Here is a 21,702-nt window from a genome sequence, read left to right on the forward strand (position 1 = left end):
ACCGTGACGGTTCCGCACCAGGGCTCTCAGGCGGGCAGCTTCGCGTCGACGATGAAGCTGATCTCGACGAGCTGACCGGGGAAGGTCAGCTCGCGCACGCCGAGGACCGTGCTGACCGGGCGGTGGTCGCCGAAGTAGGGGTTGCCGGTGTCAGGCGCCGTCCTCCGCAGCGTGGGTGAGCGCGGAGTGGCGGAGCTGGTGGAGTGTCCAGGGCCCGCCGGGGCAGTTGGTGGTCGTCTGCTCGAACAGTTCGGCGGCCCTGCGGTAGGACAGCCGGACTCGCCCGGAGCCGAGGTCGAGGTCGCCCGGCGGCAACACGACCCGAGCACGGCGATCGGTGAGGAAGACCGGCCCGCCGTCCGGCCAGCAGGCGAGGCAGCAGCCGGGCTGGGTGGTGCGCCATACGATGACGTCGACGGCGCCGCCCTTGCGCCGCATCCGGGCGCGCCTGTTGCGCAGATCCCGACGCCGCGCTGGTGGCCTCACCACACCAGGTGGGGTCACGAGCCTTCAGGATGGCGTTCACCACCGTGATGATCGCCCGCCGGGGGGTCTTGCGGGTTACATAGGTGGCCTGGGCGTGCCGGAGTTCCGCCTCGTTCTGGCCGTGCGCGCCTGTGATGGCCATCCCCGCATCCGGCTCGTAATTTGCTATATTTAGTAAGTGATGAATTTGTCGCTGTCGCTTCATGGTTGCGCTCTTCGTTACGCCGACAGCGGCGGTGACGGTGTGCCGCTGGTGTTCTCGCACGGCGCTGGGGCCGATCATGTGATGTTTGACGCTCAGCGCGAGTATTTGCGTGCCCGGGGATATCGGGTCGTCGTGTGGGACATGCGCGGCCACGGGTTATCTCGCCCGGCCGGTGCCGGCTTCACCGCCGAACGGGCGATCGCAGACCTGCGCGCGCTGATCGAGCACCTCGCGCTTGATCGGCCGGTGCTGGTGGGCCAGTCGCTCGGCGGTAACCTCAGTCAGGCGATCGTGCGGCGGTATCCGGACCTGGCCCGGGCGCTGATCGTGATCGGCGCGGCGTGGAACACGGCGCCGTTGTCGTGGAAGGAGTATCTGCTGGTGAAGATGGCCGCGCCGAGCCTGGCGATGATCCCGGCCAAGAACCTTCCCCGCCTGATGGCGGAGGCCTCCGCGGTGAGCGAGGCCGCGCGGGCAGATGCCCGGCGTGCCTTCTCGCAGTTGTCGAAGAAGGAGTTCCTCCAGGTGTGGCAGGCAACCGTCGAGTTCCTCACCCCCGATCCCGGCTTTCGCACGCCAGTGCCGCTGTGTCTGATCCGTGGCGAGCACGACCGGACCGGCAACATCGCCTCGGCCATGCCTAGATGGGCTCAGGCCGAAGGCGTCGAGGAGGTCGTCATCCCCGGTGCCGGCCACATCGCGAACCAGGACGCCCCTCAGACGGTGAACAAGGCGATCGAGGTGTTCCTGCGCACGGTGTCGGCATCGAGGCGGGCACAGTGATGAGCGTGGCCAGGCGCCGCGCGTTCATCACGTCGGTAGGCGACCTGCTGGCCTCGTGGAATCTGCCGCACGCGACCGGCCGCGTCTATGGGCTGCTCCTGGTCACCGAGGAGCCCGCCTCTCTCGACGCGATCGCCGCCGAACTGGAACTGAGCAAGGGGGCGGTGAGCACCTCGGTGCGGCAGCTGGACTCCTGGGGGCTTGCCCGAGTGATCCCGCAGCCCGGCAGCCGCAGACTTCTCATCGAAGCCACCGCCGGGATCGAGACGCTGTTGGAGGCCAGCCATGCGCGGGCCAGAACCCTGATCGCCGCCCTGCGCGACGGCGAAGACCTGGTCAATCCCGGCCCGGCACAAGATCGGCTCCACGACGTGATCGGGCTGTTCGCCGGCTATGTCGACGTCGGAGAGCAGATGCTCAGCAGATGCCGTCACACTCGATGAGGTCTTCCAACTCCCCACTATCTGCGCGTCGCACGAGCCCCTTTCCCCGATCGCTCCGCGGGAAGCTCCCCCGTCGCGGCCAAGCGTCAGAACAGGGTGTCGCGCACGCGCAGGGGCCGGTACCCGGTGGGGCCGAGCTGGGCGAGTTCCCCTTCGATGTCGACGTCGATGGAGCCGAAGAAGTTGATGTTCTCGCTATGGGCTGGGGAGATGTGGGCGAGCACCTCGTCGTCGATGCGGCGCCCGGATCGGCGCATCGACTCCACCGCCAGGCCGTAGTACTCGGTCGTCCAGGTGACCACGGCGTTGGTGACCAGGGTGAGACACCAGGCTTGTTCGGTCTGCTGCTCCAGATGGCGGGCGCGGATCGTTCCTTCGTGGGCATACAGCAGGTCCCGCTTGAGCGCGTGCAGTGACTCGCCCTTGTTTAGCTGTCGGGTGATCTTCCGGCGGTAGGCTGGGTCGGACAGGTAGCGGGCGGCGTAGATGGTGCGTCGGAGCGCCCCGTACTCCCTGAGCGCTGCGGCGAGGGCGTTCTGCCGGCTGGATGCTGAGAGCTCCAGTGCACTGCGATCAGATCGAGCTTGGCTCGGCGGGTCAGCATCGGCCCCGCGAGCGGGAACGCCGTCTCGACCTGCGATTTTGGGCCGGTCCGGTAGAGGGTGATCTTGCCCAGGTCCCGGATGCGTGGGGACAGTTGCAGCCCGAGCAGGTCGAACAGGCCGAAGTTGACCAGCGTCACCCCATAAGTGTCGGTGGCGTGCTCGGTGATCGGGATGTCGGTGGCGTTGCCGAGGATTTCGTCCAGTACGCAGTGCGCCTCGCGCTTTGTCGCCACGATGATCTTCGTCCCGTAGGTGGTGTGCTGGTCGGTCACGTGCGTGTACGTCGACAGCCCTTCGTGCGCGAAATATCTGCTCAACGCCCTGGCGGTGACGGACTTGCCGCAGGTGGGGAACCGCTGGCCGTCGGAGGAGGACAAGGTGCCGGAGCCGAAGACCGCCGTCAGCGGCAGCTTCTGGTGGTAGCCGATCAGCGCCAGGTTCGCCGCGCGCAGCGTCTCCTCCCGCACATACCACTCGGCGGTCCAGGCCAGGACGTCGTAGGAGATCCCGCAGGCGTCCGCCATGCGGGGCAGCCTGAGGTTGGTGGAATGCGCGATCAGCACCGCGATCAGGTTCCGCTTCAACTCCGGGGTACGGGCCTGCTTGCCACCGGCGTGGGTGAAGCAGTCCAGGAAGTCGGTGCGCTTGTCCATAGCGAACTGCGCCAGGAAGTCGAGGGCATCAGCCACAAGATGCTCACCCAGAACCTGCGCATGCTCGAGCGCAACGGCCTGCTCGACCGCACCGTGCACCCCACCGTCCCGCCGAAGGTCGAGTACGCCCTCACCGAACCGGGCCAGGGCCTGCGCGCCGCGGTCGACGTCATCTGCGGCTGGACCCACCACCACCTCGACCACATCGAGCGAGCACGCCGCCGCTTCGACGGCTGACCGCGACCGTCAGGGGCCCAGCGGGAGCAGGGTTTCGGCGATGCTGGTCTGCACGTCGCTGAGCTCGGTCGCGCCGTCTTCGACCTCCCACAGGCAGTTCTGCAGCACTCGCCCCAACGACCACCCCACCGCCCGCTGCCGGTCCAGGCCCAGCACGTCGGTGAGGATCGCGAAACGGCGCCGCAGCGCCGCGGGGAGATCACCGGTGGCCACCATCTGCTCCCAGCGGTTGTCCAGCGCGGGCAGCAGCTCGAATCCGGGGTCGCCGATCAGCGGCTGAGGGTCGATGGCCAGCCACGGTTCACGGCCACCGGCCAGCACGTTGTCGTAGTGCAGATCCCAGTGCAGCAAGCGCTCACCAGGTTCGGAGAGCAGCTCGGCGACGACGTCGGCACACCGTCGCAGCAACCCCGCCTGGTCGTCGGCCAGTCGCCCGCACGCCTGCGGGGTCTCGTGCACCATCGCGGCAGCGATCTCGGCCAGGTGCCGCACACCGGGTGGGGCGGCAACGGTGTGCAGGCGGGCGAGCAGTTCGGCGATGACGCGCACCGCGGCATCGTCATCGTCCACACTCGACAGCGCCGCCGGGCCCAGGCGCTCCAGCAGCATGCTGCCCGAATCGGGATCGTGGTCGAGCAGCCGCACCGCTCCCGCACCGTCCCAAGCCCGCAACCCCACCGGCTCACTCACGGTGTCGGAGGTGACGGGCTGCAACTTCAGCACCGCCGCGCTCCCATCGGCCCGCCGCACCGGCAGCACCAACGCCACCATCCCGTGCCGGGGCGCACCCTCGACGCGCAGATCCCACGCCGCCAGCTGCCGCTGGGCCAACGCGGGCAAGTCGGTGAGCCAGCGGCCCTCACCGAACACCTCGCGGTGGGTGGCGGCGTACTCGGCCGGAACCACCACAGCACGATCACGCACAGAACAACTCCTTCGTCACCGGGAACACGATGCGGGTGGCGAAGAAGTCGAGGTGGGGCGCGGATGCGTCAAAGCATGCCGTCACCGTAGCCGAAACCGAGGGGTCAGCGGCCCTGCCAGCGGGGTGGGGTCTTGTCCAGGAAGGCGCGCACCCCGTGCTGGAAGTCCTGGCTGCCGAACACGGTGCGCACCAGATCGTCGCCCTCGGGCAGGTTCGCCACCCGCAACCGCCGCACCGCCTCCTTGGCCGCCCACATCGTCAGCGGCGCGTGCTCGGCCAGGCGCGCGGCGATGCCGGCCACGGTGGCATCCAGCTCCTCGACCTCGCAGACTTCGGTGAGGAAACCCGCGGCGTGCGCCTCGGCGGCGTCGAACAGCCGGGCGCGCAGCAGCATGTCCTTCGCCCGCGCCGGGCCGAGGTGGAACACCAGCAGCGAGTAGGTGTTCATCGCCAGGCAGTTGCCCAGGGTGCGGGCCACCGGAACCCCGAAGCGCCCCGTGGTGGTCGACACCCGCAGATCGCACACCGCGGCCAACGCGATCCCCGCTCCGACGCAGTAGCCCGAGATCGCCGCGATCGTGGGCACCCGCACCGCCTCGAGCCGCTCCAGCACCGCTTCCATGCGCTGCTCGTAGGCCACGCCGTCCTCGCCGCTGCTGAACTCGGTGAACTGCGCGATGTCGGTACCGGCCACGAACGCCTCCTCACCGGCTCCGCGCAGCACCAGCACCCGGATGCCGGGATCCTCCTCGGCGGTGCGGCAGGCGGCCACCAGCCCCTCGTACATCGCCCAGCTCATGGCGTTGCGCTGCGCGGGACGGTTGAACACCACCTGCAGCACGGCACCGTCGCGGCGGGTGATCAGCTGGTCAGACATGGGTTTCCTCTCCGGATCGGGTGCGCGAGCGCCGCACCAGTGCGGGACCGATGAGCAGCACGGCTGCTGCGGCGAGGATGCTCACCGCGATCGGTTTGGTCGCCAGCAGCCACAGGTTGCCGTCCAGCAGCGCCGAGGACTGCACGAGCGCTTTTTCCAGCAGTCCTCCGATGACGACCCCGACCACCAGCGGCGCCATCGGCAGGTCGAAGCGCTTCATGCCGTAGCCGATGACGCCGAAGATCAGCACCAGCCACACGCTGAAGAGGTTGTTGTCGATGGCGTAGGCGCCCACGAAGCTGGTGAACAGGATCAGCGGGTAGAGGTAGCCGTAGGGGATGCGCAGCAGCTGCGCGAACACCGGCGCCAACGGCAGGTTGAGCACCAGCAGGAACACGTTGCCGATGAAGAACGACACCAGCAACCCCCACACCAGGTCGGGTTGTTCGTCGAACAGCAGTGGCCCGGGCTGCACGCCGTAGACGGTCAACGCGCCGAGCAGGACTGCGGTGGTCGCGCCACCGGGGATGCCGAGGGTGAGGGTGGGGATGAAGTTGGCGTTGGCCGCGGCGTTGTTGGCGCTCTCCGGGGCCGCGACACCCTGGATCGCGCCGTGCCCGAACTGCGCGGAGTTGCGCGAGACCCGCCGCTCCAGCCCGTAGGCCATGAACGAGGCCAGCGTCGATCCGGCGCCGGGCAGGATGCCCAGCCCGAACCCGATCGCGCTGCCGCGCGCGATGGACCCGGCCGAATCGCGGATGTCGCGGCGGCGGATCACCAGGTCGCGGAAACCCGCGCGGATCGGGCGAGCGGCACCGACCTGGATCTGGTGCAGCACCTCGCCCACGGCGAACAACCCGATCACGACTTCGATGTAGGGGATGCCCGAGAGCAGTTCGATGCTGCCGAAGGTGTAGCGGGCCTGACCGGTGCCGAAGTCGATGCCCACGCACGCCAGCAGCACCCCGGCGCAGGCCATCGCCGCGGCCCGCAGCTTCGACCCGGTCGCCAGCACCACGAGGGTCACCAGTGCCAGCACCATCACCGCGAGGTTCTCCGGGGGCCCGAACTGCAACGCCACCGACGCCAGCGGCGGTGCCACCGCGGCCAGCAGCACCAGCGAGGCGATCGCGGCTGCGAACGACCCGATCGCCGCGATCGCCAGCGCCGCTCCCGCACGGCCCTGGCGCGCCATCTGGTAACCGTCCAACGTGGTCACCACGCTGGCGGCCTCACCCGGGGTGGACAGCAGCACCGAGGTGATCGTGCCGCCGTACTGGGATCCGTAGTAGATGCCGGCCAGCATGATCAGCGCCGTCACCGGTTCCACGGTCAGCGTCAGCGGGATCAGGATCGCCACCCCGGTGCTGGAGCCCAGACCGGGCAGCAGTCCGATCACGGTGCCCAGCAGCACCCCGACGAAGCACCACAGCAGGTTCACCGGGGTCAACGCCGTGGACGCACCCAGCAGCAGGTTGTCGAGCAACGCGATCACCTCCGCACACGGCTTCAGAACCCGAACACCCCGGTGGGCAGCGGCACCTGCAGCACCACCGCGAACACCACGTACATCGCTGCCGCCGATGAAGCGCTCAGCAGCACCGCCGGCAGCAGGCGCCGCCGTTCCAACCAGGTCGAGATCACCAGCACCAGCACACCGAGCGCGCACACCATGCCCAGCACCGGAACCAGCGCCACGGCCACCGGCAGCAGCACGAACACCCGCCGCAAGATCCACACCCGTTGCTGCGGGGTGCGGCCGAAGTCGTCCACCCCGCGCACCGCGGATGACGGCTGTGGCCTGCGCAGCTGCTCGACCAGCAGCAGTACCGAAAGCACTGCCAGCAACCCGCCGGCCACCAGCGGCAGGAACCCCGGCCCGATGCGCGATTCCGGCAGCAGCACGCCGTAGCCGAACGCGCTCACCGCGAATCCGGCGCCCAGCAGCGCCAAACCGGAGAACAACACCACCTGCCCGCGTTGCGCGATCATCGCCGCACCACCTGCGCCACGAGCTTCTCGCTCTCCTCGAGGTAGGCGGCGAAGTCCTGGCCGAAGGCCACCCGCGGCTGCAGGAACTCCGAGGCCACGTACTCGGTGTAGGCGGGGGATTCGGCGAAGCTGCGCGCCGCGGAGATCCAGTGCTCGGTGGCCTCCGGGGACAGCCCGCCCGGGGCGATCATGCCGCGGAACTGGGCGAAGGACACCGGGATGCCCTGCTCCACCGAGGTCGGGATGTCGGCCAGCTGCGGGTAGGTGTAGCGCTGGTCGGCGAACACGCACAGCGCTTTGAGCTCTCCGGCGCGCAACTGGCCCATGACCTCGCTGGGGTTCAGCGACGCCAGCTCCACCTGCCCGCCCAGCACCGCGGCCATCGTTTCCCCACCGCCCTCGTAGGGCACGGTGTCGAAGTCCCCGCCCGCGACCCGCTCCATCTCGGAGAACACCACCGCATCCGGGCCCAGCGCACCGGAGATCCCGGCCAGCACCCGCCGGTGGCGGCTCTGGTCCACCGCCTGCGCGCAACTGGTGATCGGTGAAGAGGGCAGGGCGACCAGCAGCGTGTAGTCCTCGCCGAGCTTCATGATCGGGGTGAAGCTGCGGTAGGAGAAGGCCACGTCCACGCTCAGCGGCAGCACCAGCAGCGACGTTTCGGTGGCAAGCAGGTAGTTCGGCGAACCGGCCTTGGACAGCAGGTAGGAGTAGGCCACCGCGCCCTGCCCGCCCTCCCGGTTGTCGACGTCGACGCGCATCTGCGGGCGCACCGAGGTCAGCCCGGCGGCCATGGCACGTCCCGAGATGTCGCTGCCGCCGCCGGCGGCGAAGGGCACCACCATCGTCACCGCCCCCACCGGCCGCGGCGCTCCGGCCTGGTCCTGACCAGCGCTGCCGAGCGCGCACCCGCCCAGCAGCGCCACCGCGCTCAACACGGCCAGCATCCGGCGGCCGCACGAGAACCCACGCATAGCTCCTCCTCGAGCTTGCGTCGCGAAAAGAAACCGGGATTGGGGGTCAGTCGCCGGTGGCGATGACCCCGCGCTCGGCCAGCCGCCTCACCTCGTCGGCGTCCAGGCCTGCTTCGGTGAGCACCTCGCGGGTGTGGGCACCCAGCGTCGGGCCGGCCTGGTCGCGTCGCGGTGGGGTGGCGGACAGGCGCACGGGGGAGCCGATCTGGCGCACCGCCCCGAGTTCGGGGTGCTCGGCGTCCCAGAAGAAGTCCCGTTGCCGCAGGTGATCGTTGGTGAACACCTCATCGGTGGTGGCGATCGGCGCGCACGGCACCCCAGCTGTGGTGAGCGCGTCGACGATGTCGGTGGTGCTGCGCTGCGCGGTGGCGTCTTCGATGGCGGGGATGAGGCTGTCGCGGTGCTGGTAGCGGTCGTAGGAGTTGCGGTAGCGCTCGTCGTCGAGCAGGTGGGCCAGGCCGAGGGCGTGGCAGAACGCCGGCCAGGTCTTGGTGGTGGTCGCCCCGACCGTCACCCACCCGTCCTTGCTGCGCACCGCTTGGTAGGGGGCGCTGTTCTGGTGCGCCGAACCGTGCGCACGGCCGGTTTCCCCGGTGGCGAAGTAGGTTCCGGCCTCCCACACCGCGAACGACACCCCGGCCTCCAGCAGCGAGACGTCGACGTGCTGGCCCTGCCCGGTGCTCTCCCTGCTGCGCAGCGCCGCCACGGCTCCGAGCGCGGCGTACAGGCCGCACACCAGGTCGCACATCGGCACGCCGACCTTGGTGGGCGGGCCGCCGGGGTGGCCGGTGATGCTCATCAGCCCGGCCCGGGCCTGGGCCATGATGTCCAGTCCCGGCTGATCGGCCAGCGGCCCGTCCTGCCCCCACCCGGAGGCCGAGACGTAGATCAGGGCGGGGTTGCGGGCGCGCACCGGTTCGGGGCCGAAGCCCAGCCCGGCCAGCGCACCGGGCCGCAGGTTCTCCACCAGCACATCGGCGTCGTCGAGCAGCTGCTGCAGGATCCGGTGGCCTTCGGGGGTTTTCAGGTCCAGCGCCACGGAGCGCTTGTTGCGGTTGAGCCGCAGGAACGGGGAGCTGTGGCCGGACAGGAACGGCCCGGTCTGGCGCACCGGGTCACCACCGGCGGGGTTCTCGACCTTGATGACGTCGGCGCCGAGGTCGGCCAGTTGCATCGTGGCGAACGGCGCGGCCATGAACGCACCGATCTCCAGCACGCGCACCCCGTGCAGCGGGAGCGGACCGGGCGTGGGGGAGGTAGTCATGCGCGGCTCCATGAATCCGGGGGTGAACCGGACACCGTGATCGGCATCACTGGACTTTTGTCTACAGCAGTCAGCTCGAAGCTGACAAGCTTGATCGTCGAGGTTGCTCCGGGCGGACCAGCCGCTCAGGCGGGAAACGCCGAACACGCCCCGCTACCCGGCGCCGGAAGGAGACACTGCCGGTCGTGACCGGATCCGTGGAAGACGCCCCGTCGGTGCGCGCCCCCAGCATCATCAGCCCACCCAGCCTCGTGGAGCTGGCCGCCACCACGCTGCGCCGCATGATCGTCGGCGGTGAACTGCTGTGCGGGCAGCGCATCGTGGAGAACCGACTGACCCGCGAACTGGGCATCAGCCGCCCGCCGCTGCGCGAGGCGCTGCGGGTGCTCGAACGCGAAGGCCTGGTGCGGCAGGTGCCCCGCAAGGGCGTGATCGTGACCCCGCTGACGCTGCACGACATCTACGAGATCTGCACGCTGCGCGCGGAGTTCGAACGCCTGGCGGTGCAGCTGGGTGTTCCGGTGCGCGATCCGGCGCGGATGCGGCGGTGCCGGGAAGCGCTGCAGGCGATGAGCGCGGCCGCCACCGCCGGGGACGAACCGGGCTACCTGGAGTGCTCGTTCGCCTTCCACGTCTCGGTGGTCGGCCTGTCCGGGCACCAGCGCCTCGAGGAGGCCTACCGGGCGCTGCAGCTGCAGCTGATGCTGTCCATGGCGCTCAACCGCAAGGCCCGCAGCGACCTGGAGAGCCTGGGCGGCGACGTCGCCCGCCACCACCGGCTGCTGGAGATCATCGACGCCGGTGACCCGCAGGCGGTGCTGGCCGAGCTGGCCGCGCACGGCGACCGCGCGTTCCTCGACGGCATCGAGACCAAAGTGGACGGACACACCGAAGAAGCGCTGCAATGGCTGCACCAGCAGCGCCGAGCACAGGAGGACCAGTGACCGCCGACCCGACCACCATCACCATCGACGGCATCAGCCCGCAGATCGACCCGGAGGCGTTCGTGGCCCCGGGCGCGGCGCTGATCGGCCGCGTGAGCCTGGGCGCGGAGGCCAGCGTCTGGTACAACGCGGTGCTGCGCGGCGACATGGCCGACATCAGCATCGGCGCGGCCAGCAACATCCAGGACGGTTGCGTGGTGCACGCCGACCCCGGATTCCCCGCGCGGATCGGTGAGGGCGTCACCGTCGGGCACAAAGCGGTCCTGCACGGCTGCACCGTCGAACCGGGCTGCCTGATCGGGATGGGCGCGGTGGTGCTCAACGGTGCCCGCATCGGCGCCGGATCGCTGGTGGCCGCCGGCGCGGTGGTGCTGGAGGGCACCGAGGTGCCACCCGGGTCGATGGTCGCCGGAACACCGGGCAAGGTCCGCCGCGAACTCACCGACCAGGAGCAGGAAGCGCTCAAGCTCTCCGCCCAGAACTACGTCGAACTGGGCCGCAAGCACCGCGCCGCCCTCGGCTGAGCGCACCGGCCGTCGTCGGGCTGAGCGCGCCTGGCCCGACGACGGCACACTGGTGGATCCACCATCGGATCGACCAGCGGAAACGAGGACGCCCCTGACCGCACCGCCCACCTTCACCCCGCCCTGCGGACCCATCACCGGCTGGGCGGACCGGGCGGTCCTGCGCGCCACCGGCATCCCCTACGCCCACGCCCACCGCTTCAGCGCACCCACCCCGGTCGCCGACTGGTCCACGCCGCTGGCGGCCACGTCGTGGTCGCCGGGATGCCCGCAGGCACCGGTGAAGTTCTTCGAACGCGTGCTCGGCGCCACCTCCGACGGCCTGGACCAGGACGAGCACTGCCAGCACCTGTCGATCACCCTGCCCACCGACGTTCGCCCCGGAGCGGGGCTGCCGGTCATGGTGTGGATCCACGGCGGCTCCTACGCCTCCGGCGCCGGTGACCTGGCGATCATGGATCCGGCCCCGCTGGTGGCCCAAGAACACCTCGTCGTGGTGTCGGTGACCTACCGGCTGGGGCTGTTCGGCTACCTCGGCGACGGCGGGAACCGGCCCGCCAACCTCGGACTGCTCGACCAGATCGCCGCACTGCGCTGGGTGCAGCGCAACATCGCCGCATTCGGCGGCAACCCCGGCAACGTCACGGTGTTCGGCCAATCCGCGGGAGGCGACGCCGTCGCGCACCTGATGGCCACCCCCGAGGCCGCCGGGCTGCTGCGCCGCGCGATCATCCAAAGCGCACCGCTTGGCATCACCCGCGGCCGAGCGAAGATGTACAAGGCGATGGCCGAAGCGACCCGTGACGTCACACCGGAGATGCCCGCCGCCGACGTCGTCGCCCGCCAAACCGCAGCCACCAGGCGGATCCTGCGCTTCGGCCTCAAAGCCGCGATGCCCTTCGGCACCCAGTACGGCCACGACCCGCTGCCCAGCGAGAACGCCGTTCCCGCAGCGTGGGAGGCGGTCGCGCCCGACATCGACGTCCTCATCGGCCACACCTCCGAGGAAGTGCGGCTGTTCCTGCCCACCCTGCCCGCGTTCCACCGCATCACCGCGATCCCTCTCGTGGGTGAGCTAATCCGCCGCGCCGTGGTCGCCGCGTTCACCACCGCGGTCTACACGCGCCCGGCCAAGCGGTTCGCCCGCCGCCACACCCGCGCCGGCGGCCGCGCGCACCGCTACCTCATCACCTTCTCCGCACCCGGCAACGACCACGGCGCCGCCCACACCATCGACCTCCCGCTGCTGTTCGGCGACGAAAAGGCCTGGCAGCACGCCGAACTCATCGCGGGCGCCACCTGGGCGCAGATCACCGAAGCCGCCACCGCGCTGCGCCACCTGTGGGCCGAGTTCGCCCGCGGCCACCCGCTGCCCGACCGCGGCGACATCCCCGGCGTCCTGCACCACCGCCGCGCCTGACGACGGGCAGTCACTCGGCTTCGTCCGGTTCACGCCAGGACCTCCGCCACGACCGCGGCAGGTGCGCGAATCCTGTTACGTTGACCGGATGCCACCACGTGATCCGTCCGAGTCTGAACTGCGCCCGCTGCCGCCGTCATGAGCGTGTTCGACCGGCTGCTCGACACCCGTCCACTGCGCACCAGCCCGCAGTTCCGGCGTTTGTGGTGGGGCGGGGCCGTTTCGGCGCTGGGCGGGCAGTTCACCGTGGTCGCCGTGCTGTTCCAGATGTGGCAGCTGACCACCAGCCCCCTCGCCGTCGGGGCCGTCGGGCTGGTCCAGGCGATCTCGATGACCACCGTCGGCCTGGCCGGCGGCACCCTCGCCGACGCGGTGGACCGCCGCAAGCTCGTCCTGGCCGCCACCACCATGCAGCTGGTCTCCGTGGCGGCGCTGGCCGTTCACGGCCTGGCCGGTGCCGAGTCGCCGTGGGTGCTGCTAGGGCTGGTGGCCCTGCACTCGGCGGGCAGTGGACTCGGCGCTCCCGCCCGGCGGACGTTCGTGCCCAGGCTGCTGCCCACCGAGCTGGTCGGCGCGGGGGTGGCCTTGGGCAACCTCAGCTTCCAGATCGCCATGCTCCTCGGCCCCGCACTGGCTGGCGTGCTCGTCGCGCAGTGGGGTGTCAGCGCCTGCTACCTGCTCGACGCACTGGCCTTCACCGCCGTGCTCTACGCCGTGCTGCGACTGCCGTCGATGCGCCCCGACGGGCAGCCCAGCAGGCCCGGGCTGCGCGCGATCTGGCGCGGCTGGCGGTTCATCGCCGCAAGCCCGGTGCTGCGCGGCGCCCTGCTGACCGACGTGGCCGCCACCGTGCTGGCCATGCCCGTCGGACTGTTCCCGCTGATCAACGAACAACGCTTCGGCGGCAACCCGCAAACCCTCGGGCTGTTCTTCACCGCCATCGCCATCGGCGGAATCACCGCGGGCGCGGCCTCGGGCACCATCACCCGCGCCCGCCGCACCGGAGTGGTCCTGCTCGCCGCCGCCGGGGTGTGGGGGCTGGCGCTGATCGGGTTCGGGCTCGCGCCCTCGCCGTGGCTGGCGCTGGGGTGCCTGACCATCGCCGGCGCCGCCGACACCACCTCGGTGATCACCCGCGCCGCGATCGTGCAACTGGCCACCCCGGACTCCCACCGCGGCCGGGTCAGCGCGGTGGAGCACATCGTCGGCGCGTCCGGCCCCGAGGTCGGCAACTTCCGGGCCGGACTGGCCGCGCAGGCCACCACCGCGGCCTTCGCCGCCGTCGCGGGTGGCCTGATGTGCGTGGTGGGCATTGCAGCGCTGGCCCTGACCAACTCCCCGCTGCGCCGCTTCAGCCATTCCCGGCCCGAGGCGGCCCTGGACTCCCGGGCCAGCGGCTAGCGACCTGCGGGACGGTAGGTCCGCCCGAAGCTGCGCGGGCTGTCCTCGAAGATCTCGACCAGCTCCCAGTCGATCCGGCGCCCACCGGGAACGTCGAAGATGCGGATGCCATCGCCGAGGAACACCGGGGCGACGAAGACCTGCAACTCGTCGACGAGGTCGTGCTCGAGCGCCTGGCGGGCGATGTCGGCGCTGATGATCTGCACGTCCCGGTCACCGGCGATGTCCCGGGCGCGGCGGATGGCCTCCACGACGTCGCAGTCCAGCGCGACGACGGTCGGATCGCCGGCGAGCTCCTCGGGGCGGTGGGTCAGGATGATCTCGGTGCCCGACCACGCGCCGCCGTAGGCCTCGGAGGTCAGCTCGTCCCGCTCGTCGCGCTGCGCTTTCGCCGCGTCGTAGCCGTCCCGGCCGGAGATGATCACCGCGACCTTGCCCGCCATGCGCTCCGTGGTGCCCTCGGCCAGCGGTTCCGCGGTCGACAGCCAGCTCATGTCGTGATCGGGGCCGGCGATGAAACCGTCGATCGAGCACGTGAATCCCCACGCCACCTTGCCCATGTCTCCTCCTCGCCGGTCGGTCCGCCTTCTGCCGGCGATCATCCTCCACGACCGTCACCCACCCGGACCGCCTCGGCTCAGGCCAATACGTCCATCAGGGTGGTGACATAGGCATCCAGCCGCTGCTCCACGGCTCGCGTCGTCAACTCCGCCCTGCCCGCCTCCCGCCATGCCTGCGCCACCAACTGCACTTCTTCCGAGCACGCCAGCCCGTCCCGCACCAGCCAGTACAGCCGCTCGCTCGCGGCTGCGGCCAGCACCCCGCCGGCCTCCTCGTACGCCTCGGCGAACCGCAGACCCCACACCGGGCCGTGCAACAGCGCGAGAGTGGTGCAGCAGTGCGCCACATCGAGATCCGCCGGGCCCCAGGAGGTCGCTGCCCAGTCGACGACGCCGGTGATCCGGGCAGCTGCCGGCCTCGCGGGCGGCACGTCGAACAGCACGTTGCCAGGTTGGAAGTCCCGGTGCAGGAATCGCCCTTCATAGGGTGGCGCGGGCCTGCGGATCACCTCGATCGCCGCGGCCCATGCCGCCGCATCGGCGCCCTTCGGAATCACGACGGTGTCGGCGGTCGTCAACGCCACGTACTCCCGGGGCCGCTGCGCGGGGCGCAACGCGTGGATCGCCACGAGTTGACGGGCCAGCAGCGGGATGCGCGTCTCGATGCCCGCGTCGTCGAGGACCGTCCGGCCCGCCAGATGTGTCATCAGCAGCGATGGGTACTCGCAATGCGCGGCGGTCGGATCGACTGCGACCAGTCCCGGAGCCGCCACGCCGGTCCCTGTGAGCAGGGACAGGGCGCCGGCCTCCCTGTTCAGCCAGTCCTCGGCGTGCTCCACGGAGGACGGGGCGACGAAGCTCCGCAGCACCAGGTGACGGGTGCCGCCGTGCCGCGTGCCGATGGTCAGCCTCCGCATTTCGGCGGTGATGCCGCCGTGCAGCGCCTCGGTTCTGACGATCCGTTCACCGGCCTCCAGGTGCCGGCTCACCCAAGCCAGTGTCGACGGTCGGACAGCCGCCTCATCATCGGTCACCGTGCCACCTGATCATCCCCGCGGCGGCACGCGCAAAAGCTTTTCAGAACAGGGTTTGCGCACGCGCAGCGTCCAAATGCCGGGCCAGAATCGCGCCGTCGTGTGCGAACAGCAGATCCTGCTTGAGGGTGTGCAGCGACTCCCGCAGTAACGCCACGTCGGACGCGGCACGGGTGTGCGGGCCGGGGACCACCTGGCCCGCACACCCGTGCCGCGTTGAGCGTGTCAGCGCGGTCGGGTTCCGGCCACGACGGTGGCGTCGCGCTCCTCGCAGTGCAGGATGCGGGGGAGCAGCCCGGCTTCGGTGAACAGCGCAGCGGTGCCCGGGGCCTGCCGGCGACTGGTCTCGATCAGCAGATTCCCGCCGGGTGCGAGCCACCGAGGTGCCTCGGCGGCCACCCGCCGCTGGATGTCCAGACCGTCGGCACCGCCGTCCAAAGCCACCGCCGGCTCGTGCAACCGGGCTTCCGGCGGCATCATGCCGACTTCACCGGTGGGCACGTACGGGGCGTTGGCCACCACCACCTCGACCCGGCCCCGCAGCTCGTCGGGCAACGCCCGGTACAGATCACCGCGGACGACCCCGGCAGCACCGGGCAGGTTCCCCGCCGCGCAGCTCACCGCGGCGGGATCGACATCAGCGGCGTAGAGCTCCACCGACGGATGAGCGACGAGCACTGCTGCGGCCACGGCACCCGCTCCGCAGCACAGCTCCACCACCGGACCGGAACCGGTCAGCGCGATCGCCTGCTCGGCGAGGAACTCGGTGCGGCGGCGGGGCACGAACACCCCCGGGGACAGGGAGATCCGCAATCCGCAGAACTCCGCCCAGCCCAGCACCTGTTCCAACGGCAGGCCGCTGACGCGTCGCCGCACGAGCTCGGCCAACTCGGTGTCGTCGTGCGCTGCTTCGTGCAGCAGAGCGGCCTCGTCCTCGGCGAAAACACACCCGGCCGAGCGCAGCGCGGCCACCACATCGGAGGAGAGAGAGGAAGAAGAAATCGTGAGCGCCTTTCGAAGATCTGGCGGGCGCTCCAGCGCGATCACCGACGCGTCAGGTCGTCGGAGGAGAGCACCCGATCTGCCATGGGGGAAATCGGTCTCACCTCCTCGCCTCGTGAACGGTTCGCGGCACAGTAGCAAACCCACCCGCGTCGATCGGCGCGGGTGGGGGGAGAGGGGAAAAGGAACTGGGGTCGTGACCAGGTTGGTCACGACCCCAGCGGTGCAAGTCCTGGCAACGGGCCCCGGTTGTTGTTCGTGGGTGCCCCGGTATTGCGCTCGCGGCGTGGTGCCGCCAGCCCGCTGCCTCGACGCGTCCGGCAGTCACCGGACGGGCGGGTGCTTCAGACCCGCGTGTTGCGCTGGGCGCTGGACTGCGGGTGCCGCATCACCATGCGGGCCCGCTGCATCTCGCGCGACATGCTGCCCAGCCAGCGAACCAGACCTGCCATCGGGGCGTCCTCCACTACTCCAAGAGGGTTAATCGACGGCTCGTCGCCGGTTGTCAACTCCGGTTCACGACAACCGACGCGAACCGGACCGCCAATGGCCGTCTCACCCGCCATGTCGTTGCAGGTAGTCCCGGTGTTTCACCAGTTTCATAACGTATTGATAACGAAGGTTCGGATGGGGTGTTCATCCCTCGATGGGGTGAAGCGTGTTGGGTCGTGCGGACGCTGCGCCATCACCCCGGATGCGCACCCACCGTGTCCCGCAGCTCCATACCCATCGCCAGGCCCGAATTGCGGGCGCAGTGCGCACAGCAGAAGAACCGGCCACTGGCCTCCACACCGTGCCCGAGGATCCGGCACCCGCAGTGCTCGCACAACGGCGCCAACCGCTGCGCCGCGCACTCGAAGCTGTCGAAGGTGTGCACCCCGCCACCGGTGGTGTGCACCTCGAAGGTCATCCAGTAGTCGTTGCCGCAGACTTCGCAGGTCGCCATGACATCGCCTTTCCCGTGGAAATCCGGCAGATGACCGCAGCATGCGGGCCCACCACCACCTCGGCAACCGCGCCCGTTCGACCGCTGCCGCCCACCCCACCGCTGTGCCAGCATGATCGCCATCACACCCCGCGCAACCCCCGGGAGCAGCCATGCACGACGACCGCCGCATCGTCGAACAACGCCTCGACCGCGTCCTGGCCGAACGACTGCGCCCCGCCCAGCACCACCACACCCGCGCCTGCGACATCGCCGTCTGGCACGTCCCCGGCGAACCCGTCAGCGTTGACCAAGCCCTGCGCGCCGACTACGCACCCACCGAAATCGGCCAACCCTGGGGACCCGCCTGGGGCACCAGCTGGTTCCGGATCACCGCCGAGATCCCCGAGCAGTGGAACGACCGCACCGTCGAAGTGCTCATCGACCTCGGCTTCGACGACGACCGCCCCGGCTTCCAGTGCGAAGGCCTCGCCCACACCCCCGACGGCACCCCGATCAAAGGCCTGCACCCCCGCAACACCCACCTGCCGCTGGGCCGCACCAGCGCCGGCACCACCCGCACCTTCTACGTCGAAGCCGCCGCCAACCCCATCATCCTCGGCCCCCACGGCTTCCAACCCACCGAACTCGGCGAACGCCCCACCCACCCCGGACCACCCCTGTACGTGCTGCGCCGAGCCGAAGCCGCCGTCCTCGACGAACACGTGTGGAACCTCGTGCAGGACACCGAAGTCCTCGACCAGCTCATGCGCGAACTGCCCACCGACTCACCCCGGCGCCACGACATCCTGCGCGCCCTGGAACGCATGCTCGACCGCCTCGACCTGCACGACATCCACACCACCGCACCCGCGGCCCGCGCTGAACTCACCGACGTGCTCTCCCGCCCCGCCCACGCCAGCGCCCACACCCTCTCCGCCGTCGGACACGCCCACATCGACTCCGCCTGGCTGTGGCCGCAGCGCGAAACCATCCGCAAAGTCGCCCGCACCCTCGCCAACGTCACCACCCTGATGGCCGGCCACCCCGACTTCCACTTCGCGATGTCACAAGCCCAACAACTGGCCTGGATCAAACAACACCAGCCTGCCCTCTACGACCGGGTCCGCGCCTGCGTCCACACCGGACAGCTCGTCCCCGTCGGCGGCATGTGGGTCGAATCCGACACCAACATGCCCGGGGGAGAGGCCATGGCCCGCCAACTCATCCACGGCAAACGCTTCTACCTCGACGAATTCGGCATCGACACCCAAGAGGTGTGGCTCCCCGACTCCTTCGGCTACTCCGCCGCGCTCCCGCAGCTCATCGCCGCATCCGGCTCCCGCTGGTTCCTCACCCAGAAGATCTCCTGGAACCAGACCAACCGCTTCCCCCACCACACCTTCTGGTGGGAAGGCATCGACGGCACCCGCGTGCTCACCCACTTCCCACCCGCCGACACCTACAACGCCGAGATCACCGGCGCCGAACTCGCCCACGCCCAGCGCAACTTCGCCGAACACGGCCGCGCCACCCGATCCCTGCTGCCCTTCGGCCACGGCGACGGCGGGGGAGGACCCACCCGCGAAATGCTCGCCCGCGCCGCCCGCACCGCCGACCTGGAAGGCTCACCCCGCGTCCAGCTCGACACCCCCGCCGAGTTCTTCACCGCCGCCGAAACCGACCACACCGGACCCGCCGTCTGGACCGGCGAGCTCTACCTCGAACTCCACCGCGGCACCTACACCTCCCAAGCCAAGACCAAGCAGGGCAACCGCCGCAGCGAACACCTCCTGCGCGAAGCCGAGCTCTGGTGCGCCACCGCCACCATCGCCACCGGAGCCGACTACCCCCACGACGCCCTGGACCGGCTGTGGAAACAAGTCCTGCTGCACCAGTTCCACGACATCCTGCCCGGATCCTCCATCGCCTGGGTCCACCGCGAAGCCCAAGAGACCTACCAGCGCATCGCCACCGAACTCGACGCCATCACCACCCGCGCCCAACGAGCACTCGCCGGAGCCCCCGCGCACCCGATCACCTTCAACGCCGCACCCCACACCCGCAACGGCATCCCCGCCCTAGGCGCAGCCCCCGCCGAACCCACCACACCACCCAGCCCCGCACACCACCCCGACGGCACCATCACCCTCGACAACGGACTCCTGCGCGCCACCATCGACCACCGCGGCCTGCTCACCTCCGTCTACGACCACGCCGCCGAACGCGAAGCACTCGCCGCCCCCGGCAACCTCCTGCAACTGCACCCCGACCACCCCAACGCCTGGGACGCCTGGGACCTCGACGACTTCTACCGCCACCACACCCACGACCTCACCGACATCGACCAGATCACCACCGACGCCCACACCGTCCACATCCAGCGCAGCTTCGGCCGATCCACCCTCACCCAGCACATCACCCTGCCCGCCCACGCCCGCCGCATCGACATCACCACCGACATCGACTGGCACGAAACCGAGAAGATCCTCAAAGCCAGCTTCCCCCTCGACATCCACGCCGACCACTCCGCCGCCGAAACCCAGTTCGGCCACGTCAAGCGCCCCACCCACACCAACACCTCCTGGGACGCCGCCAAGTTCGAGATCTGCGCCCACCGCTACCTGCACCTCGCCGAACCCGGCTACGGACACGCCCTGATCAACGACTCCACCTACGGCCACGACGTCACCCGCCCCAACGGCACGACCACCACCGCGCGCCTGTCCCTGCTGCGCGCACCCCGATTCCCCGACCCCCGCACCGACCACGGCCACCACCAACTGCGCTACGCCCTGTGCCCCGGAGCCGACATCGGCGACGCCATCCGCGAGGGTTACCACCTCAACCTCCCCGAACGCACCACCCACGGCTCCCGCACCGTCGCACCCCTGATCACCGTCGACAACGACGCGGTCATCGTCGAAGCCGTCAAACTCGCCGACGACCGCAGCGGCGACCTCGTCGTCCGCCTCTACGAATCCCGCGGCGGCCGAGCGCACACCCGCCTGACCATCTCCTTCCCAGCCACCGCCGTCACCCGAACCGACCTGCTCGAACGGCCCCTGGCAGACCCCGAAGCACCCACCGACGCCCTCGACATCCGCCTGCGCCCCTTCGAAATCCGCACCCTCCGCTTCACCCGAACCACCTGAAACAGGGGAGCGGTATGCGGACCTAGGCCGCCCGCGAACTGCCACGGAGCTCCGCCCGAGCGCGTCCGCGCCCCGCAAAAGGACCCCGGACGCGCTCGGGAAGGCCCGCATCAGTGGACGGTGAAGCCACCGTCGACGGGAAGAGCTGTTCCAGTGACGAAGCTGGAGCCGGGGCTGCACAGCCACAGGACGGCTGCTGCGACCTCGTCCACTCGCCCCAGTCGGCCGATGGGCTGTTCCTTGATGATCCCGGCCATGGCCTCGGCCTGGTTCTCGACCATGTCGGCGACCATCGGGGTGTCGATGACGCCAGGGCACACGGCGTTGATGCGGATGCCCCGGGGCGCGTACTCGACCGCGGCGCTGCGGGTCAGGCCGATGACGCCGTGCTTGGAGGCGTGGTAGGCGCCTCAGCGTCGATTACTACACCCGCATGGAACACGGCCAACTTGGCGGCGCGTCCGAGAACGTCCTCGACGCCATCGCCCGTGCGCTGCAACTCGACGAAGACGAACGCGCCCACCTCTACGACCTGGCACGCAACGTCGCACCCGGCGCACCCGGCTCACGCCGCAAACGCCCCCAGCGCACCTCACCCATCACCACATCGGTGCAGCAGGTCCTCGACTCCATGAGCGTGCCCGCCGTCGTGCAGAACGGCCGCCTCGACCTCCTCGCGGCCAACGACCTGGGCCGCGCGCTCTACGCCGACCTCTTCGACATGGCCACGCAGCCACCGAACTTCGCCCGATACGTGTTCCTCGACCCACCCGCGCCGAGGACTTCTACGCCGACATCGACCAGGCCAAGAACCTCATCGTCGCGGTACTGCGGGCGAGCGCCGGACGCGACCCGCTGGACAAGCAGGTCACCGAACTCATCGGCGAACTCTCCACCCGCAGCACCGATTTCAGCACCCGCTGGGCCAAGCACAACGTGCACCGCCACTCACGCGGACGCAAAACCATCAACCACCCGGCCGCCGGCACGATGGACCTCGCCTACGACGACTTCGCACTGCCCGGCGACCCGAACGTCACCATCACCACCTACACCGCAGATCCCGGCACGCCCAGCGCCGACGGACTCACCCTGCTGGTGACCTGGGCCGACACGCAGAAACAACCACAGACCACCAGCGAGGAAGCACACGCGTCTTCGACCACGAGCACGGTCGAGCCGACGCGGCATCGCGCCACCCGGCAGCCTGTCCCAACAGTCCTCAACGGCCTCCACAGACGTAGACGCGTGGGATCGAGACTGAGCTGACCAGCCTGCTGACGGCCACGCCAC

At 70.0% G+C, this 21,702-nt stretch carries 19 protein-coding genes and 4 pseudogenes; 10 read left to right on the plus strand and 13 right to left on the minus strand.

Annotation, left to right across the window (positions count from 1 at the left end; all coding sequences use genetic code 11):
* Positions 1 to 150 precede the first annotated feature (150 nt).
* Positions 151 to 504 (minus strand): hypothetical protein, encoded by a 354-nt coding sequence (locus OU415_RS19370; RefSeq protein ID WP_270950287.1) that lies wholly within the window; start codon positions 502 to 504, stop codon positions 151 to 153.
* A 163-nt stretch (positions 505 to 667) separates the two neighbouring features.
* Between OU415_RS19370 and OU415_RS19375 the strand changes: the two genes are divergently transcribed.
* Both OU415_RS19375 and OU415_RS19380 read left to right on the plus strand, forming a co-directional pair.
* Positions 668 to 1,474 carry an alpha/beta fold hydrolase gene (locus OU415_RS19375; protein WP_270950357.1) on the plus strand — a complete coding sequence of 269 codons (807 nt, stop codon included), beginning with the start codon at positions 668 to 670 and terminating at the stop codon, positions 1,472 to 1,474.
* Positions 1,474 to 1,917, plus strand: a complete 444-nt coding sequence (locus OU415_RS19380) for a GbsR/MarR family transcriptional regulator (protein WP_270950288.1) — start codon at positions 1,474 to 1,476, stop codon at positions 1,915 to 1,917. The genes OU415_RS19375 and OU415_RS19380 overlap by 1 nt, the downstream gene beginning before the upstream one ends.
* 86 nt (positions 1,918 to 2,003) lie before the next feature.
* Here the strand turns inward: OU415_RS19380 and OU415_RS19385 are convergent.
* Positions 2,004 to 3,175, minus strand: a pseudogene (locus OU415_RS19385) (transposase).
* Here OU415_RS19385 and OU415_RS19390 point away from each other — a divergent pair.
* Positions 3,176 to 3,412, plus strand: a pseudogene (locus tag OU415_RS19390) (winged helix-turn-helix transcriptional regulator); the annotation flags it as partial.
* 9 nt (positions 3,413 to 3,421) lie between these two features.
* Here OU415_RS19390 and OU415_RS19395 read toward each other — a convergent pair.
* The 6 genes from OU415_RS19395 to OU415_RS19420 all read right to left on the minus strand — a co-directional run bounded on the left by OU415_RS19395 (position 3,422) and on the right by OU415_RS19420 (position 9,444).
* Positions 3,422 to 4,336: an aminoglycoside phosphotransferase family protein gene (locus OU415_RS19395; RefSeq protein ID WP_270950289.1), complete on the minus strand. Its 915-nt coding sequence runs from the start codon at positions 4,334 to 4,336 to the stop codon at positions 3,422 to 3,424.
* Between the two features lie 104 nt (positions 4,337 to 4,440).
* A complete protein-coding gene (locus OU415_RS19400; RefSeq protein ID WP_270950290.1) occupies positions 4,441 to 5,214 on the minus strand; it encodes an enoyl-CoA hydratase/isomerase family protein in 774 nt (257 codons plus the stop codon).
* Positions 5,207 to 6,700: a tripartite tricarboxylate transporter permease gene (locus OU415_RS19405; protein ID WP_270950291.1), complete on the minus strand. Its 1,494-nt coding sequence runs from the start codon at positions 6,698 to 6,700 to the stop codon at positions 5,207 to 5,209. Before OU415_RS19405 ends, OU415_RS19400 begins: the two co-directional genes overlap by 8 nt.
* A gap of 23 nt (positions 6,701 to 6,723) precedes the next feature.
* Positions 6,724 to 7,206, minus strand: coding sequence for a tripartite tricarboxylate transporter TctB family protein (locus OU415_RS19410; protein WP_270950292.1), 483 nt, complete (start codon positions 7,204 to 7,206; stop codon positions 6,724 to 6,726).
* Positions 7,203 to 8,180: a tripartite tricarboxylate transporter substrate binding protein gene (locus tag OU415_RS19415; RefSeq protein ID WP_270950293.1), complete on the minus strand. Its 978-nt coding sequence runs from the start codon at positions 8,178 to 8,180 to the stop codon at positions 7,203 to 7,205. Before OU415_RS19415 ends, OU415_RS19410 begins: the two co-directional genes overlap by 4 nt.
* Positions 8,181 to 8,226: 46 nt before the next feature.
* Positions 8,227 to 9,444: a CaiB/BaiF CoA transferase family protein gene (locus OU415_RS19420; protein ID WP_270950294.1), complete on the minus strand. Its 1,218-nt coding sequence runs from the start codon at positions 9,442 to 9,444 to the stop codon at positions 8,227 to 8,229.
* Positions 9,445 to 9,629: 185 nt separating this feature from the next.
* Here OU415_RS19420 and OU415_RS19425 point away from each other — a divergent pair, with 185 nt between their 5' ends.
* The 4 genes from OU415_RS19425 (at position 9,630) to OU415_RS19440 (ending at position 13,733) form a co-directional block, all read left to right on the plus strand.
* The gene (locus OU415_RS19425; RefSeq protein WP_270950295.1) at positions 9,630 to 10,388 is read left to right on the plus strand and encodes a GntR family transcriptional regulator; all 759 of its coding nucleotides are present in this window, start codon (positions 9,630 to 9,632) and stop codon (positions 10,386 to 10,388) included.
* Positions 10,385 to 10,912 carry a gamma carbonic anhydrase family protein gene (locus OU415_RS19430; protein WP_270950296.1) on the plus strand — a complete coding sequence of 176 codons (528 nt, stop codon included), beginning with the start codon at positions 10,385 to 10,387 and terminating at the stop codon, positions 10,910 to 10,912. Before OU415_RS19425 ends, OU415_RS19430 begins: the two co-directional genes overlap by 4 nt.
* A 52-nt stretch (positions 10,913 to 10,964) precedes the next feature.
* The gene (locus tag OU415_RS19435; protein WP_270950297.1) at positions 10,965 to 12,332 is read left to right on the plus strand and encodes a carboxylesterase family protein; all 1,368 of its coding nucleotides are present in this window, start codon (positions 10,965 to 10,967) and stop codon (positions 12,330 to 12,332) included.
* A 138-nt stretch (positions 12,333 to 12,470) separates the two neighbouring features.
* Positions 12,471 to 13,733, plus strand: coding sequence for an MFS transporter (locus tag OU415_RS19440; protein WP_270950298.1), 1,263 nt, complete (start codon positions 12,471 to 12,473; stop codon positions 13,731 to 13,733).
* On the opposite strand, the gene OU415_RS19445 is transcribed toward OU415_RS19440, so the two are convergent.
* The 4 genes from OU415_RS19445 to OU415_RS19460 form a co-directional block, all read right to left on the minus strand.
* On the minus strand, positions 13,730 to 14,293 hold the full coding sequence (locus OU415_RS19445; protein ID WP_270950299.1) for a dihydrofolate reductase family protein: 564 nt from the start codon (positions 14,291 to 14,293) through the stop codon (positions 13,730 to 13,732). The genes OU415_RS19440 and OU415_RS19445 overlap by 4 nt on opposite strands.
* Before the next feature lie 77 nt (positions 14,294 to 14,370).
* Entirely contained in the window at positions 14,371 to 15,327 is a 957-nt protein-coding gene (locus OU415_RS19450; protein WP_270950300.1) for a phosphotransferase family protein, read from the minus strand.
* A gap of 225 nt (positions 15,328 to 15,552) precedes the next feature.
* The gene (locus tag OU415_RS19455; protein WP_270950301.1) at positions 15,553 to 16,302 is read right to left on the minus strand and encodes a putative protein N(5)-glutamine methyltransferase; all 750 of its coding nucleotides are present in this window, start codon (positions 16,300 to 16,302) and stop codon (positions 15,553 to 15,555) included.
* A 712-nt stretch (positions 16,303 to 17,014) separates the two neighbouring features.
* On the minus strand, positions 17,015 to 17,275 hold the full coding sequence (locus OU415_RS19460; protein WP_270950302.1) for a Prokaryotic metallothionein: 261 nt from the start codon (positions 17,273 to 17,275) through the stop codon (positions 17,015 to 17,017).
* A 152-nt stretch (positions 17,276 to 17,427) separates the two neighbouring features.
* Between OU415_RS19460 and OU415_RS19465 the strand changes: the two genes are divergently transcribed.
* Complete coding sequence (locus tag OU415_RS19465; protein WP_270950303.1) at positions 17,428 to 20,409, plus strand: alpha-mannosidase; 2,982 nt, start codon at positions 17,428 to 17,430, stop codon at positions 20,407 to 20,409.
* Between the two features lie 110 nt (positions 20,410 to 20,519).
* On the opposite strand, the pseudogene OU415_RS19470 reads toward OU415_RS19465, so the two are convergent.
* Positions 20,520 to 20,816, minus strand: a pseudogene (locus OU415_RS19470) (SDR family oxidoreductase); the annotation flags it as partial.
* A gap of 26 nt (positions 20,817 to 20,842) precedes the next feature.
* On the opposite strand from OU415_RS19470, the pseudogene OU415_RS38365 reads away from it, so the two are divergent.
* Together OU415_RS38365 and OU415_RS19475 are read left to right on the plus strand one after the other, a co-directional pair.
* Positions 20,843 to 21,160 (plus strand): annotated as a pseudogene (locus OU415_RS38365) (MmyB family transcriptional regulator); the annotation flags it as partial.
* Positions 21,160 to 21,678, plus strand: a complete 519-nt coding sequence (locus tag OU415_RS19475) for an MmyB family transcriptional regulator (RefSeq protein WP_270950359.1) — start codon at positions 21,160 to 21,162, stop codon at positions 21,676 to 21,678. The pseudogene OU415_RS38365 and the gene OU415_RS19475, both read left to right, overlap by 1 nt.
* Positions 21,679 to 21,702 lie beyond the last annotated feature (24 nt).

The sequence above is a fragment of the Saccharopolyspora oryzae genome, from assembly GCF_027853915.1.
Classification (GTDB): domain Bacteria; phylum Actinomycetota; class Actinomycetes; order Mycobacteriales; family Pseudonocardiaceae; genus Saccharopolyspora; species Saccharopolyspora oryzae.

Excerpts from the sequence above, each read along its gene's own strand:
- OU415_RS19440 (WP_270950298.1), top strand. The coding sequence starts at position 12,471 with ATGAGCGTGTTCGACCGGCTGCTCGACACCCGTCCACTGCGCACCAGC.
- OU415_RS19420 (WP_270950294.1), bottom strand. The coding sequence starts at position 9,444 with ATGACTACCTCCCCCACGCCCGGTCCGCTCCCGCTGCACGGGGTGCGC.
- OU415_RS19415 (WP_270950293.1), bottom strand. The coding sequence starts at position 8,180 with ATGCGTGGGTTCTCGTGCGGCCGCCGGATGCTGGCCGTGTTGAGCGCG.
- OU415_RS19460 (WP_270950302.1), bottom strand. The coding sequence starts at position 17,275 with ATGGCGACCTGCGAAGTCTGCGGCAACGACTACTGGATGACCTTCGAG.
- OU415_RS19465 (WP_270950303.1), top strand. The coding sequence starts at position 17,428 with ATGCACGACGACCGCCGCATCGTCGAACAACGCCTCGACCGCGTCCTG.
- OU415_RS19445 (WP_270950299.1), bottom strand. The coding sequence starts at position 14,293 with ATGGGCAAGGTGGCGTGGGGATTCACGTGCTCGATCGACGGTTTCATC.
- OU415_RS19375 (WP_270950357.1), top strand. The coding sequence starts at position 668 with ATGAATTTGTCGCTGTCGCTTCATGGTTGCGCTCTTCGTTACGCCGAC.
- OU415_RS19410 (WP_270950292.1), bottom strand. The coding sequence starts at position 7,206 with ATGATCGCGCAACGCGGGCAGGTGGTGTTGTTCTCCGGTTTGGCGCTG.
- OU415_RS19400 (WP_270950290.1), bottom strand. The coding sequence starts at position 5,214 with ATGTCTGACCAGCTGATCACCCGCCGCGACGGTGCCGTGCTGCAGGTG.
- OU415_RS19380 (WP_270950288.1), top strand. The coding sequence starts at position 1,474 with ATGAGCGTGGCCAGGCGCCGCGCGTTCATCACGTCGGTAGGCGACCTG.